At 44.5% G+C, this 13,568-nt stretch carries 16 protein-coding genes; 6 read left to right on the top strand and 10 right to left on the bottom strand.

Annotation, left to right across the window (positions count from 1 at the left end):
* The first annotated feature begins 2 nt into the window (after positions 1–2).
* The gene (locus HW45_RS14210; protein ID WP_038227569.1) at positions 3–857 is read left to right on the top strand and encodes a lipase secretion chaperone; all 855 of its coding nucleotides are present in this window, start codon (positions 3–5) and stop codon (positions 855–857) included.
* 74 nt (positions 858–931) lie between these two features.
* Here the strand turns inward: HW45_RS14210 and HW45_RS14205 are convergent, their stop codons facing one another.
* The 3 genes from HW45_RS14205 to HW45_RS14195 all read right to left on the bottom strand — a co-directional run bounded on the left by HW45_RS14205 (position 932) and on the right by HW45_RS14195 (position 3,378).
* The gene (locus tag HW45_RS14205) at positions 932–1,390 is read right to left on the bottom strand and encodes a hypothetical protein (protein WP_038227568.1); all 459 of its coding nucleotides are present in this window, start codon (positions 1,388–1,390) and stop codon (positions 932–934) included.
* A 209-nt stretch (positions 1,391–1,599) separates the two neighbouring features.
* A complete protein-coding gene (locus HW45_RS14200; protein WP_038227567.1) occupies positions 1,600–2,364 on the bottom strand; it encodes a hydratase in 765 nt (254 codons plus the stop codon).
* Positions 2,365–2,463: 99 nt separating this feature from the next.
* Entirely contained in the window at positions 2,464–3,378 is a 915-nt protein-coding gene (locus HW45_RS14195; RefSeq protein WP_038227566.1) for a LysR family transcriptional regulator, read from the bottom strand.
* A 162-nt stretch (positions 3,379–3,540) separates the two neighbouring features.
* Between HW45_RS14195 and HW45_RS14190 the strand changes: the two genes are divergently transcribed.
* Positions 3,541–4,401: an NAD(P)H-binding protein gene (locus tag HW45_RS14190; protein ID WP_038227565.1), complete on the top strand. Its 861-nt coding sequence runs from the start codon at positions 3,541–3,543 to the stop codon at positions 4,399–4,401.
* Positions 4,402–4,473: 72 nt separating this feature from the next.
* On the opposite strand, the gene HW45_RS14185 is transcribed toward HW45_RS14190, so the two are convergent.
* The 4 genes from HW45_RS14185 to HW45_RS29600 form a co-directional block, all read right to left on the bottom strand.
* Positions 4,474–4,992: a phosphoribosyltransferase gene (locus HW45_RS14185; RefSeq protein WP_038227564.1), complete on the bottom strand. Its 519-nt coding sequence runs from the start codon at positions 4,990–4,992 to the stop codon at positions 4,474–4,476.
* 3 nt (positions 4,993–4,995) lie between these two features.
* A complete protein-coding gene (locus HW45_RS14180; RefSeq protein WP_031493768.1) occupies positions 4,996–5,562 on the bottom strand; it encodes a sugar O-acetyltransferase in 567 nt (188 codons plus the stop codon).
* Positions 5,563–5,586: 24 nt separating this feature from the next.
* The gene (locus HW45_RS14175) at positions 5,587–6,183 is read right to left on the bottom strand and encodes a sugar O-acetyltransferase (RefSeq protein WP_006069803.1); all 597 of its coding nucleotides are present in this window, start codon (positions 6,181–6,183) and stop codon (positions 5,587–5,589) included.
* A gap of 86 nt (positions 6,184–6,269) precedes the next feature.
* Positions 6,270–6,437, bottom strand: coding sequence for a hypothetical protein (locus tag HW45_RS29600; RefSeq protein ID WP_006069804.1), 168 nt, complete (start codon positions 6,435–6,437; stop codon positions 6,270–6,272).
* 202 nt (positions 6,438–6,639) lie between these two features.
* Between HW45_RS29600 and HW45_RS14170 the strand changes: the two genes are divergently transcribed.
* Positions 6,640–8,400, top strand: a complete 1,761-nt coding sequence (locus HW45_RS14170) for an SgrR family transcriptional regulator (protein WP_038227563.1) — start codon at positions 6,640–6,642, stop codon at positions 8,398–8,400.
* Between the two features lie 95 nt (positions 8,401–8,495).
* Complete coding sequence (locus tag HW45_RS14165) at positions 8,496–8,969, top strand: peptide-methionine (S)-S-oxide reductase (RefSeq protein WP_038227817.1); 474 nt, start codon at positions 8,496–8,498, stop codon at positions 8,967–8,969.
* Positions 8,970–8,982: 13 nt separating this feature from the next.
* On the opposite strand, the gene HW45_RS14160 is transcribed toward HW45_RS14165, so the two are convergent.
* The 3 genes from HW45_RS14160 to HW45_RS14150 form a co-directional block, all read right to left on the bottom strand.
* A complete protein-coding gene (locus tag HW45_RS14160) occupies positions 8,983–9,645 on the bottom strand; it encodes an NADPH-dependent FMN reductase (RefSeq protein WP_038227562.1) in 663 nt (220 codons plus the stop codon).
* Between the two features lie 124 nt (positions 9,646–9,769).
* Positions 9,770–10,975 (bottom strand): multidrug effflux MFS transporter, encoded by a 1,206-nt coding sequence (locus HW45_RS14155; RefSeq protein ID WP_051868084.1) that lies wholly within the window; start codon positions 10,973–10,975, stop codon positions 9,770–9,772.
* A gap of 21 nt (positions 10,976–10,996) precedes the next feature.
* Complete coding sequence (locus HW45_RS14150; RefSeq protein WP_038221812.1) at positions 10,997–11,428, bottom strand: MarR family winged helix-turn-helix transcriptional regulator; 432 nt, start codon at positions 11,426–11,428, stop codon at positions 10,997–10,999.
* A gap of 278 nt (positions 11,429–11,706) precedes the next feature.
* On the opposite strand from HW45_RS14150, the gene phnC reads away from it, so the two are divergent.
* Both phnC and phnD read left to right on the top strand, forming a co-directional pair.
* Complete coding sequence (gene phnC / locus HW45_RS14145) at positions 11,707–12,546, top strand: phosphonate ABC transporter ATP-binding protein (protein ID WP_038227561.1); 840 nt, start codon at positions 11,707–11,709, stop codon at positions 12,544–12,546.
* Positions 12,547–12,588: 42 nt separating this feature from the next.
* Entirely contained in the window at positions 12,589–13,512 is a 924-nt protein-coding gene (gene phnD / locus HW45_RS14140; RefSeq protein ID WP_006069811.1) for a phosphonate ABC transporter substrate-binding protein, read from the top strand.
* Positions 13,513–13,568: the final 56 nt, after the last annotated feature.

The following is a 13,568-nucleotide window of genomic DNA, read 5'->3' as shown; positions in this document are numbered from 1 at the left end:
CCATGAACAGGTTCTCCAAAACAACAGCAGTGATGGCCTTATTGGTGGTGATAGCTGCAGGATTGTTCTCTGTGTTCGACGCGGATGATCATGACTTGCTCAAAGTGAGCTCCCAGCTTGATACTCAAATCGACAACGCATCAGAGCGTGATACCTTCGAGTATTTTATCTCGGGGCTTGTCGACAACGACACCGATACGATAGAGCAGCGGTTTGAACACTACAGTCAGCAGCGGGATGGCTCTGAACAGCTTGAGCCAGAGTTGTTCGAAAAATATATGCGATACAAAGCTGCACTAGCTGCGCTCAAACGAAACGGTGACGAAGCTACAGATTTTCAAGATCTGCACCAGCAAATCTTACTAATGCAAAGTGAATTTTTCACTGCGGATGAACAAGAGCGTTTGTTTGATGAAGAGAATCTACTGCGTGAACTCGCCCTGACTAAAAAAGCCATTAAAGAGTCGGCACAAACCCCAGAGGAGTATCAACAGCGTTGGGAGAATGAACTCAACCAACTGTCACCAGAGCTGCAAAACAGCTTTCGTAATGCCACAGTGTTGACGGCTCTCAATGATACCAATGCTATGGATACGCAAAGTCAGTACATAGCTCGAGAGGCACTGGTGGGTAGTGAAGCCGCAGAAAGGTTAATGACGCTCGACCAAAAACGTGCTGATTTTGACCAGCAGTTCGACTCTTATCTAGTAGCGAGAGCCGACATATTGAATAACGCATCATTTAATGATGCAGAAAAAGTTCAGGCTATTAACGACCTTAGAGAACCGCTGTTTGATAAGAATCAGTGGCGAAGGATTGAGGCGTTAGAGCGGATTCATGATAATCAGGGTGAATAGTTGAACAATAAATTGAATGAAATATTGGTGCTTTTCTCTTAAAGCACCAAAACTCAAAAGCAATTTTCTGATGGTTATGCCCCAGGAACCTGCTTCGTTCTACCCTCATAGGCTGGCGTAGTTCGGTACACGGCTTTAAATGTGCTATCGACCCAAAGCGCACAGTTTTGACAAGGTGAGGCAAAATTCCCTCTTTCGTTCAGGGCTCCGATAATGTAGTTCTTTGGGTTTTTACCTCTGGCTACTATTTCAAACCAAACATGGGCTTCAGCACAGTCACAAAATTGTCGGGTTAGGTTTTTTCGAATTAGACTTCTCCAAGGAGCTTCAGCGGCAAACTCACGTGCATACTCTTGATAATTCTTGCCGGGAATGTAACCACTTGCTTCGAATACTGCTTGCTTACCATCAAACGCAAACGCCATCATCTTGCCTAAGTATTCGCCTTTGCATTGATACAAGTACTGCCTAGCTTCTGATCTAAATTGACGCATTTCCTGATGCTCACGTTTCCAATTTCTCTGTTTGCCCATAGCAACCTCGCTGTACTAGTAAATGAGAGACGGGAATTTAGTTTGTTAAACGTAGCTCATTATTATGTTGGTTGCATATTAAATTGGAAAGAATGTGCTACAGGAAAGTAGATAGCGCTTCTGCTCTTATCCAAGAAGCTTATTAAAGAGTGAGAGGTTGGTAGAGGCTACCTTGAATCGGTTATCAAGATAGCCACTTGGTTGATGTGTTAGTTTTTCTCTTTAAAGGCAACTTGATACATACCTAACCCTTCATAGTCAATTGTCGTAGGCTTATCAAAATCTACTTCAATAATGCCACAGTAGGATCCAGTAATAATTGCTTCACCCGCTTTAAACTCAATACCACGACGAGTCATTGCATTAATGAGCCAGTAGATCGGAGTCTGTGCTAGCTTGTTTGGGTGTTCTCCAGCGAATGTCTGCACATTGTTATCTTGAGATACGGTGATTTGAATGGTTGCAGCATCAAAAGCTTGTTCACGAGCAATTTCTGGCCCAATAAACAATCCTTGGTTAACCAAACAGTCCGCTAATTTCTCATAAAACTCAGCGCCACTATCATCGGCATAGCGAGATTGCATAAGTTCCAATGCCATATGGCAAGAGCCAATGGCATCATTGATCTGTTCTTCACTATAGCCATCAGGATTTGCGGGTAACGATTTTGAAAGAACGAATGCGATTTCTGGCTCGACTCGTACGGTATTGTTGTCAGCAAAGAGCTCGCAGATTTCTCCTCGTTGCACGCTATTAGAGAAAATTGGCGCAACGACAAATTGGTCATCGGATAGAGGTAGAAGACACTTCCATCCTCCAACTTCATCGCTATGCATATCGATCATTGAAGATTGGATTTGCAGTGCATCATCCAAGGTATTTGGACGTTGTAGTTCATTAAGTCGTGGTGCTTTGGTTCCCGCTACACGGCGGCTTAGCAGCTCATAGGCAGCTTGCTGAAAAACATTTGTCATATAATATCACCTGCATTGTATCCTTTAATCATATAGCAAATATTTTCAGCAAAATAGATGATGAGATCATGAAGTTATGAGTTTTTCGAAACCGAATTTCTAATCTGTTATCCCCGCCAACTTTTTACTAAATTCGCTGCGCCTGTTACGTATAAACTCGATAAAAAGCTGAGACTTAAGTGGCAAGTGACGCTTGTCTGGGTACACCAACAACATGGTTCGATCTTGTGGAACCCAAGGTTCAAGGAGTGTTTTGATGGCACCGCATTGGATCTCTTGGTGCAGCAGCGAGTAGGGTAAGTAACAGATCCCGGCATGGTGAAGGGCGAGTTCTTTTGTGACGTTGAAGTCATCGGATATCAACTCTGAGTTGTGGGTGATTTCTATTTCTTCGCTATTGCGAGCAAAACGCCAAGGGAGGAAATAGCCTTCGACGTGATTTTTTATACACGGTTTTTGATATAGCTCTAACGGGTGTGTGGGTTCTCCGTATTTATCTATGTATTGCGGTGAAGCGGCTAATACATATTTCACTGGAGACAAAGTTAACGCCACGAGACTGGAGTCATGTAATGGACCAAGCCGAAATGCGAAATCGATGCTTTGTTTGGTTAGGTCTTGATAGCGATTTGATGATGCCAAGTTAATGCGAATGGTTGGATATAGCGCTCTGAACTCAGCAAACATGGGAGCAAGTAAATCTTGGCTCAGCGCTTTAGGTGCAGTGATGGTCAACGTCCCAATTGGCTGATTGGCCATGTCTTCTGCATCGCTGTATAGCTCGGCGACCGTGTCGGCGATAAGCTGAGCTTTTGGAAGGACTTGAATACCCAATTCGGTCAAAGACAGGGAGCGGGTGGAACGATTCAACAGCTTGCCACCAAGATCATGTTCAAGTTGCTGTATTTTGCGGCTGACTGTTGTAGTAGGCACATTGAGCTGTCGTGCTGCTTCAGCGAAGCTACTGAGTTCTACAACTTTGGCAAACAACGGTAAAGCCGAGAGTTCTTTCATTGTATTGAGTATCTATTCATCCCATATATGGGATAGTAAAGTTCATTTTAACCTTCTAATCAATGTTTTTGGTATTGGCTATAGTTACAACATACCGACGCGGCACTCTCAAACTATGCTGCACAATAAGGTTCAATAGATAAGACGATTAAGGGGTTCACGATGGAAATTCTAGTACTAGGCGCAACAGGTAACACAGGTTCAGAAGTGGTTCGTCAACTTAAACAGGTTGGTGCAAGCTTTGGTGTTATGGCACGAAATCTCGACGCTGCTACCAAGTTAGATCTCAACCCAGATCAAGTTCGCGTGAGCAACTACGACGATGTCGATACCATGACTGAGGCAATGAAAGGCATCAAAAAGATCTATGTAGCAATGCCAGCCCATCCAAACAATCAGCAATGGATGAAAAATACGGCTGCGGCAGCCAAGGCAGCAGGTGTTGAGCTTATTGTGAAACTATCTGGTATGGGAGCAAAAGCTGACGCGGGGTCAGAAATTATTCGCACGCACGTAGTAACAGACGACATTGTTAAGGCATCGGGCATTGCTTATACCATCGTGCAACCAAACTCATTTTTCCAAAACCTATATGGCAGTCTTGGGACGATCAACGCAATGGGACAGTTTTTCTTACCGATTGCGCAAGCAAAACAGAGTGTGATTGATATTCGTGATGTGGCGGCTGTTGTGGTTGCGGCATTAACTCAACCTGGACATGAGAATCAGACCTATCTTATTTCCGGTCCTGAGGCCTTAACGTTTGCCGAGCAAGCAGAGATATTAACGCAAGTATCCGGAAAGCAAATTGACTACGTTGCTGTACCACAAGAAGCAGCAGAAGCGGCAATGAAAGAGGCGGGGATGGATGACTGGAGTGCTGAAAAACTTGCGGAGATAATGGCGTGGTTTGGTGAGGGTCATTACGCAGAAGTTACAACTACCGTCGAGCAAGTTACCGGCAAAAAGCCAAGAACCTTCCGTGCTTTTGCTGAAGAATTTGCATCGGTTATTGAGAAATAATCTAATTTTGATCTATCAATAGAGGAGAGCCTTAGCTCTCCTCTACCTGTTGTAATTTAGTAAGGAGTTAGGCTATTTCACCAACTTAGAAACATAAGGCACATTTCTGAGTTTATCTTGCCACGGTAAGCCATAACCAACGAGCAAGTCGTCGTTTTCCATTTCATAGGCGTAAAACTGTTGGAATGGGATATCCACTCGACCGGGTTTTACGAACAGAGTGGCAATAGAGACCGACTTCGGGGCAAAATTCTCAGCAAGATACTGGACCAGTCGCTTCATCGTCCCTCCTGATTCAATCGCATCGTCGATAACAATGACGTCTTGACCCTCAATGCTTATGTTCTGATGATAAACAATTTCTGAAGAGTTGTTGCTATCGCCAGGAGTATGAGGACAGGAAATATAGTCCATTTTTATGTCAAAGGTGAGGTGACGGACGAGATCGGCAGTAAACAGTATGCCTCCCGGAACAACACTGATGATGACCGCAGATTCAAAATCGTTATTAAGCACGTCCGCAATCGCAATCACGCCGTCTTGTATCTGCTCTGTACTGAGAACCAACTCTCCAATATGTTTACTCTTCATTGGCTACGCCTCTTCTATTTCGAGATGTTTAATGATGTGCGCTGGGTTTCCACCAATCACGACATTATCTGCAAAGCTTTTTGTAACGACTGCACCTGAGGCAACGACAACGTTATTACCAATGATAACGCCAGGATTAATCGTTGCGTGCCCTCCTATCCAACAGTTATCTCCGATCGTAATGGGTTTAGCGAACTCAATACCCGTGTTCCGAGTTGTAGGATCCAGTGGATGGCAAGCGGTATATAGCCCTACTTGAGGGCCAATAAAGCAGTTATCGCCGATTCGTACTTCGGCACAATCGAGAATGACACAGCCAAAGTTCATGTAAAAATTGGTGCCTACATGAATGTTCTTGCCATAATCGCAATGAAAGTTTGGTTCAATTTTAATCTCACCACCAATAGTGCCAAACAACTGCTGGAGCAATTGCTTCCTATCATTATTTTGGTGACGAGAAGTACGGTTGTATTGTTCGGTTAGATCGCGCGCTGCAGTGCGCAGCGTCGCCAAGGTGTGCTCACTTGGGTCATAGTGAAGTCCCGCAAGCATTTTCTCTCTTTCAGTCATAAGGTCACTCAAGTGTTTTAAGCTCTACTCATCAAAGCGACGATCTTTGTAAAAGTAGGTTTTATCGCGGTCATTAATCTCTCTGAGTACTCGACAAGGGTTACCAACTGCCACCACATTGGCAGGAATATCTTTCGTCACCACACTGCCAGCGCCAATGACACTGTTTTCTCCAATAGTCACGCCCGGAAGCACGACAGTATTAGCACCAATCCAAACGTTATTTTTAATGTGAACGGGTATATTGAATTGAGCTAGAACCTTGCGCTGCTCTGGCTCAATAGGGTGTCCAGCCGTTGCTATGGTTACGTTAGGCCCAATCATTACATGGTCACCAATGTAAATATGGGTATCGTCAACCAGCGTGAGATTGAAGTTAGCGTAGACGTTATTACCAAAATGGGTATGGATACCCCAATTAGCATGTACAGGAGGTTCTAAATAACAATCTTCTCCAACTTCTGCGAACAGAATTTGCATTATTTGCTCACGTTTTTTGGTCTCACTAGGGCGGGTATGATTAAAGTCATACAGTGTTTCTAAACACTCAGTTTGACGTTCAGCAAGCGCTTCATCATAAACATAGACATTTTGACTGTGCAGTTTTGACATTGGATTCATGTAGGTATTCACTATTAAGCTGGTATTGGATAATGATCGATATCCTAGCACTACGATTTATCCATAAGCCACAGACTTCGAAAGGTTTAATTCGAATCTGACAGCCGCTTCTCATTGGTGTTTTCTTCCCACTCATATAGAGCCATTAATGAATTTGTGTATTCGCTGACGGCTTGCTCAATACAGACTATCGCTTCATCGAGATCGGTTTCAGAAAGATTGAATGTGAGTGCGTTTTTGATGGCTTTCAACATAATTTAGTCCTCATTAATCGTGGCACAGTCATGTGGTGTGGAGCTGTTGGTGTTCAAGACTCGAGATAGATTATGAACAATTAATAGGAGGGGAAAAACTGAGTAATTGGTATTGTTTAGTTCCACATTTAACGTTAATTTGTCTGGATGAGGTTATGTTTGCCTGATTTTTGGTCTTATGTGGAACTAAGGTGATATAGAAATGCCGGAAATAAGTAACGATAGAGCACTGCTGTATTATCAACGTCTAGCGGTATTAGGAACGAATAAAGGCATCAGTACCACAATAGATAAGCTTGCGGAGCTGATGTTTACCAGTACGCGGCATAGTCGAACCTTACTTAAACAGCTTGACGAGAAAGGGTGGATCGATTGGCAACCCAAAGTGGGACGGAATCAACGCTCGATACTTCATCTCAACCATTCTGAGAGCACGTTGGTCGTCAATGTTGCGTCAGAGCATATCTCGCAAGGTCACTATGAAAAAGCACTGCAACTATTAGGTGGGGATAAAGCGTTATTCGGACAAGTGTTACAACAAACTGCCGGTCCGCAAGTAAGAGAAGGCGTAGTTCATATTCAGCTTACTTATGACCGCTTATTGTCACCGTTGGATACCACCAATTCGTTACGAAATAGTGAGCGATTCCTAACCCGACAAGTATTCTCTTGTTTGACGCGCTGTGACGGTGAGGGTAATGTCGAACCTGATCTGGCTCATCATTGGCGCTATGACTCGCAGGCGCTAACTTGGCGATTTTATCTAAGACCTCATCTTAGATTTCATGACGAAGCACCAATAGATGCAGAGACCATTGCTGAACTCTTCATGCGTCTTAAACAGCACCCTAATTATTGTTCTTTGTTAGCTAATGTTGTGACGATCTGCGCCGTGGGGCGATTGTGTATTGAGTTCACTCTGTCTCAGCCAGAGCCAAGCTTTGCTGCACTGCTAGCGGATTACCGATTCTCTGTATTACCGAGCGCTCAATTAGAAAATAATTCCGTTCGTATTGGTAGTGGTCCCTTTAAGCTAGTCGAGCATTCTCAGGAACAGCTTGATTTACAGGCGTTTGAACATTATCACGGCCTTTGTGCACTATCAGACAGCGTGACGATCTGGCAACTCCCAAAAGCAGGAACAAGCAGTTGTTCTACCTCACTTGTTACTCATGATTTACCTACACCCTATGATGCTGTTTGTAGTCATTTGGTCTCAACTGAAAGCGGCACTGAGCCATCAACTCAGGCGACTCCTCAGAGCCGGATTGAGGATGGCTGCTTACTGGCAATGTTCAACCACACTGCAGCTCTGGATAGCACGCAGCGTCACTATCTTGGTCAGTTGATGAATTCAAGGTCGGTGTTGCAACTGTTGTCCAATAACGACGCAGCTAGAGTTCAGGGCATTGCGGCATACAACCTTTTGCCAAGCTGGATGAAAGTATTGATTCCTCCAGCAGAGACATCTCCTTTGCCGAAGCAGCTAGATATCGCCATCTACCAACATCATGCTTTACGCGAAAGCGCCCAAGTAGTTGCCGATTTGTTGGAGCGGGTTGGCGTGAGCTGTCAGATTAACGAATACAGCCATGCCGACTTTTATGAACTGTGTGCGCGTCATAAGCTTGAGGAAGAGATTATCCTCACCAGCATGAGTTTGGATGACAACCGACCGTCTTCGGCGTTTATTTGGCTTGCGACGGATAGAGTGTTAAGACAGTGCCTAACACCGTCCACGGAGCAATGGCTGCAACATGAGCTTGAACAAGTGAAACAACAGAATCAATCTACGGAATACATGACGGCCCTTGAACCGATCGCATCGACGTTAGTCTCTGATAGATGGATAATCCCGCTGTTTCACCATAAGCAAACTCTGAATTTTGCTGACCAGCTGCAAGGCGTATCCATGACTATCTGGGGCTGGCCGGATATTAAGAGCGTCTGGGTCGAGGAGTAGAGTTTCTGTATTACTTTAACAACAGGTTGGAGTTGATGTTGGCATAATTCTGCTAAAGTAGCCGACAGTTTGAGACGTGGATGACTGAATTTACGATGCAAGAGATAGTTTTCGCTGGTGGCTGCCTTTGGGGCGTCCAAGAGTTTATGCGACATTTACCTGGGGTAATAAATACCGAAGCGGGTAGAGCCAATGGGAGTGCGAGTACCACACAGTGTGATTACGATGGATACGCTGAGTGTGTTCGAACTCAATTTGATGCGAACCAAGTGTCAATTGAGCAGCTTTTGGATTTCTTTTTTGAAATCATTGACCCCTATAGCGTCAACAAGCAAGGGATAGATGTAGGAGAGAAGTATCGCACTGGAGTTTATAGTGTAAATCCCCAACATCTTGAGCGAGCGAAACGCTACATTGCCGAGCGTTCCGATGCAGATAAAATCGTGGTAGAGGTGTTGCCACTTAGTAATTACGTAAAGAGTGATGACGAGCATCAAGATCGGCTCACGCTTCACCCCAATGATTATTGCCATATACCCAAGGCGATTTTGCATAAGTACAAAAAATAGCTTCAAGTGCTGACTATTTTGGCGCGTTCCTCTGTGAAGGATCGCGTTGAAACGCATGAATAAGTTCGGCCGGATCGCTGGCGCTGCGCTGAACTTTGGCACCTTCCGCCCACCAAATAAGTTGAGCAAGCGTTCGATTCATATAACTATCCCACTCTTGTTGAGATGCTTCGTTTAGCACCTCACCTTTTTCATTGAATACGCTAGCAGCATTGGGAATGTGAATCATGGCAGATACTGGCAAACAGCCTAGCTCGGAGAGAAAAGTTCGCATTGAAACGGCTGCTCTAGCGCCGCCCCATTGTCCTGCAGAGTAGGTCACAATTGCACTGGGTTTATAAGAAAACAGAGAGCTGCCAAAGTGGTTAAGAAGGTGAGCAAGTGCTGGACTCATAGAGTGATTGTACTCAGGTGAGACCATCACATAGCCATCAGCTTGTTCAATCTTCGCTGCCAGCTGCTTTAAGTCTTCTGGTACTTTACTTCGGCTGTAAGCAAATTCAGGTTTAAAAACCGCATCAAAACTCAAAGTAAGAGGATCGATGATTTCCACGTCAATCTCGGGATAAAAGCGTGTTAGCAGAGACTGACAGGCATCACTGACTCTTGCGCCCAGCCGAGCGGGGCGAGGTGGGGTACTTTCTCTTACAGAGCCGAGAAAAATCAATAACTTCACTATCTAGTACTTCCCTAATGTTTTCTGATGTTGTTCGTTTTAGCTTAAAGGGTCTGGATTTTGTTGCAATGAGAAGTCACAAAAAAAGGAGCGCTTGCCCCTTTTCTGATTTTTAGGAGTCTAATTAGACACTTTTGACCAGCTTGTCAGTGACAAATGCTCGGTTGCGAACCACAAACCATAGTAGACCGCCCACAATGCCGGTTGAGAGTTGAATCATACCTAAATTAGCGATGAGTGCGTCGGGACGCATGGAAACCAATAACATGCCCGCTGAGCCACAAATCATGGCAAAAAACTGAATCAATGCCACAGCGGAGCCGGTGTCTTTGTCTTGCTGATCAAGCATCAAGTTGGTACCAGGCACTCGCATCATAATAACCATTAGCGTCGCTGGAGCGGCTATTAATGCGAAGACCCAAGGCGCGGTAGAACCAATACTGAGCGTTAACACACCCATCAGTGCCAAAATAAAAAAGCACAAAGTAATCACTTTTTGTACTGAAATATGGCGGGATAACTTCATGTAAATAGAAGGGCCTAAAGAGGCGCACATCGCATTGAATGCGAAATAGTAACTGAACTCTTGCTCAGTCAGGCCAAAACCATTGATGTAAATGTACGAACCTGCCGCTAAGAATGCCATAAGCGCCATGGGTGCGATTGAGAAAATACACAGCAGCATCACGAATCTTGGATTCGTCATTACCACGCCAAGTCGAGTCCAAGAGCGAGCCAAAGAGCCTGTATACTGACTTTGCAGTGTTTCGCGATAACACATGGCTAAGATGGAGGCAAACGCGCCAAATACTGCCAAGGTCACGAACATCATTCTCCATGAAGCGACTTTGAGAAGAAACGCACCGAGTACGGGAGCGACCATTGGCGCAATAATCACGAGCGACATGATAGTGGCCATGATTTTCTCGCGCTCACGTCCTTCGAACATATCTTTGACGATGGCGGTAGAGACGACAGTAATGGCACTGCCAGCAAACGCTTGTAGTACCCTTGAGCCAATGAGGTGCTCAATGCTTCCTGCCATCGCACAGGCAATACTGGCAAGCATGTAAGCACCGATACCTATCAATAAAATTGGCTTGCGACCAAATTTCTCACTTAGCGGCCCCCAGAATAGAAGACCAATCGCGTAAGTAATGAAATAGCTACTTAACGTGAGGTTTACCATTGATTCTGTGGTACTAAATATATCGACCATAGTAGGCAAAGCTGGCAGATAAAGGTCAATCGTTAATGGTGGAAATGCACTGATAATAACGAGAAAAAATAGAGTGCCTTTTTGCCCAAGGATGGGTTGTGTTGATTTCAAATGATTCTCCTGTGGGTGAAATTAGTAACTCAAGTTGTCGTTAACGCGTTCTAATAGCTGCTTCAGTGTGCTTGCTTCGGTCTGAGAGAACCCAGTCAGCATTTCTGTGATCATTTCCATTTCGACTTGGTCGAGGCGTTCTAACAGCTTTTCCCCTTTTTGGCTGAGGTATAGTGCAACCGAGCGTCGGTCGTTAGGACAACTTTGTTTGATGATGAGATCTTGACGATGAAGCCTTGCGATAATTCTCGCAATTTGGGCTTTATCTCGGTTCATTGACTCGACTAACTTCTGCTGAGAGGCGCCGCCGAAGGCACGAATATCACTCATAGCTTTATGCTCAAGGGGGGAAAACTCGACTTTTTGACGGGTGATCTCCGCCACCATCTTGCCGCGGGTTTTCATTCGAATTTCACGTAAGGCGTGATTAATTGCTCGATAGTCTATTGTCATCAATGAAGGCCAATTAGTTGATCTAGTCAACCATTTTAGCTAGTTAGTTGATTAGATCAACTAATTAGTCACAGTTTTGAGTTTTTGTTCTAAGAACAAAAATCATAGATGCTCAGTTTTTGCTCTTTAATATATTGAATTAAAAGTAGTTGTTGGTGTAGTTCTATTGAATGGTGCACTTTGTTTGTTCATAAATTAGTCACAAAACTATCCCGAATTCGTCAAAAATCCACGCTCTAATATTCAATCAATAACTACTATTGACTGGAATGAAACTTATGGCCATGACCATGCCTGAACTGACGGTTGTATCGGATGCAGAAGAGTTTGCATCGCCGCAACTGGGTAGAAAAGTTCTTGAAACTCGCGCTTTGACTAAGTCTTACCAACAAGGAAAAGTGGTTCTAGATGGAATCAGCTTTGATCTTCACGCTGGTGAATTTGTTGCGGTGGTAGGCCGTTCTGGAGCAGGAAAGTCTACGTTGCTGCATACGTTGAATGGCACCATACCCGCGACCAGCGGCGAAATTCTTAATGTGCATAAAGACTTATCGACTGACAATGTACTATCGATGTCGAGAAAAGAAATCCGTGAGTGGCGTACTCACTGTGGCATGATTTTCCAAGATTTTTGCTTAGTGCCTCGTTTGGATGTGATTTCCAATGTCTTACTTGGACGTTTGAGCCATACCTCGACGCTTAAATCGCTGCTTAAAATCTTCAGCGACCAAGACAAAGCTCAAGCTATCCAACTGCTTAAATGGCTTAACATGTTGCCGTACGCACTGCAACGCGCAGAAAACCTCTCTGGGGGACAACAACAGCGTGTGGCGATTTGCCGTGCGATGATGCAAAACCCCAAGATCCTGCTTGCCGACGAGCCAGTGGCCTCGTTAGACCCAAAAAATACCGTTCGCATTATGGAAGCGCTGCAAAAAGTCAGCCGTGATGGTGTGGCGGTAATGGTAAATCTTCACTCAATCGAACTGGTTCAGGAGTATTGCTCCCGCGTAATCGGTCTTGCCAAAGGTAAGGTGATTTACGACGGACATCCTTCTGGCCTCAATGATGATGTTTTACATCGTCTCTATGGCGATGAGATCGACCAAATCAACTAATCCAATCGGAAAACTGGACACAATAAATTTTAAGGACAAGTGATGAAAAAGCTTCTATCTATTGGTATCGCTGTTGCGTCTGCTATGACTTTTAACGCAAGTGCGGCTGCTCCAAGTGAAATCAATCTAGGTATTCTAGGTGGTCAAAATGCAGCAGACCAAATTGGTGATAACCAGTGTGTTGCTGATTTTCTCAATGCCGAGCTTGGTGTAAAAACTAATATCCGCAACTCAAGTGACTACAATGCTGTGATTCAAGGTTTGTTAGGTGAGAAGATTGATCTGGTTATCAACATGTCACCAAAATCGTATGCTGAAATATATTTGAGCGACCCTAAAGCGGTAGATTTGGTGGGTATCACAGTAGATAACACTGACAACTCTCGCGGCTATCATTCGGTTATTTTAGTTAAAGAAGATAGCCCTTATCAGTCCATTGAAGATTTGAAAGGTAAAGTGTTCTCCTTCGCTGATCCAAATTCAACGTCAGGTTTCCTTATTCCAAACAACCAGTTAGAAAACACTCTGGGTGGAAATATGGATAATCAATTTGATGGTTTTTTCAAATCGGTCAACTTCTCTGGTGGACATGAGCAAGATATCGTTGGTGTTCTTAACGGTCAGTTTGATGCTGCGGTAACTTGGTCATCAATGGTGGGCGATGCAGATAAAGGGTATAGCGCTGGGGCGTTGCTACGTTATATGGACCACGACGCTGACCTAATGAAAAAAATCCGCATTATTTGGGAATCGCCACTTATCGCTAATGGCCCAACTATTGTTAGCAACCGCCTAGACCCCGATTTCAAAGATAAGCTTGTTGCTGCTGTGAAGAAACTGGACCGTGAAGACAACGCTTGCTTTAGCAAAGCGGCGGGTGGGTCGCTTCACCTAGAAGAGACCAGTGTTGCTGAATACCAGTCAATCATCGACTTAGTTAAAGCGACTAAATTCGCTCAGCGTTAATCCCCCCTCCAATTAAAAGCTGGCAGGCGCTGCCAGCTTATTACTTCTACGGTCAA

The sequence above is a fragment of the Vibrio sp. ER1A genome (assembly GCF_000733315.1).
GTDB classification, from domain to species: Bacteria; Pseudomonadota; Gammaproteobacteria; order Enterobacterales; family Vibrionaceae; genus Vibrio; species Vibrio mediterranei.
This window is presented reverse-complemented; position numbering and strand designations above follow the sequence as displayed.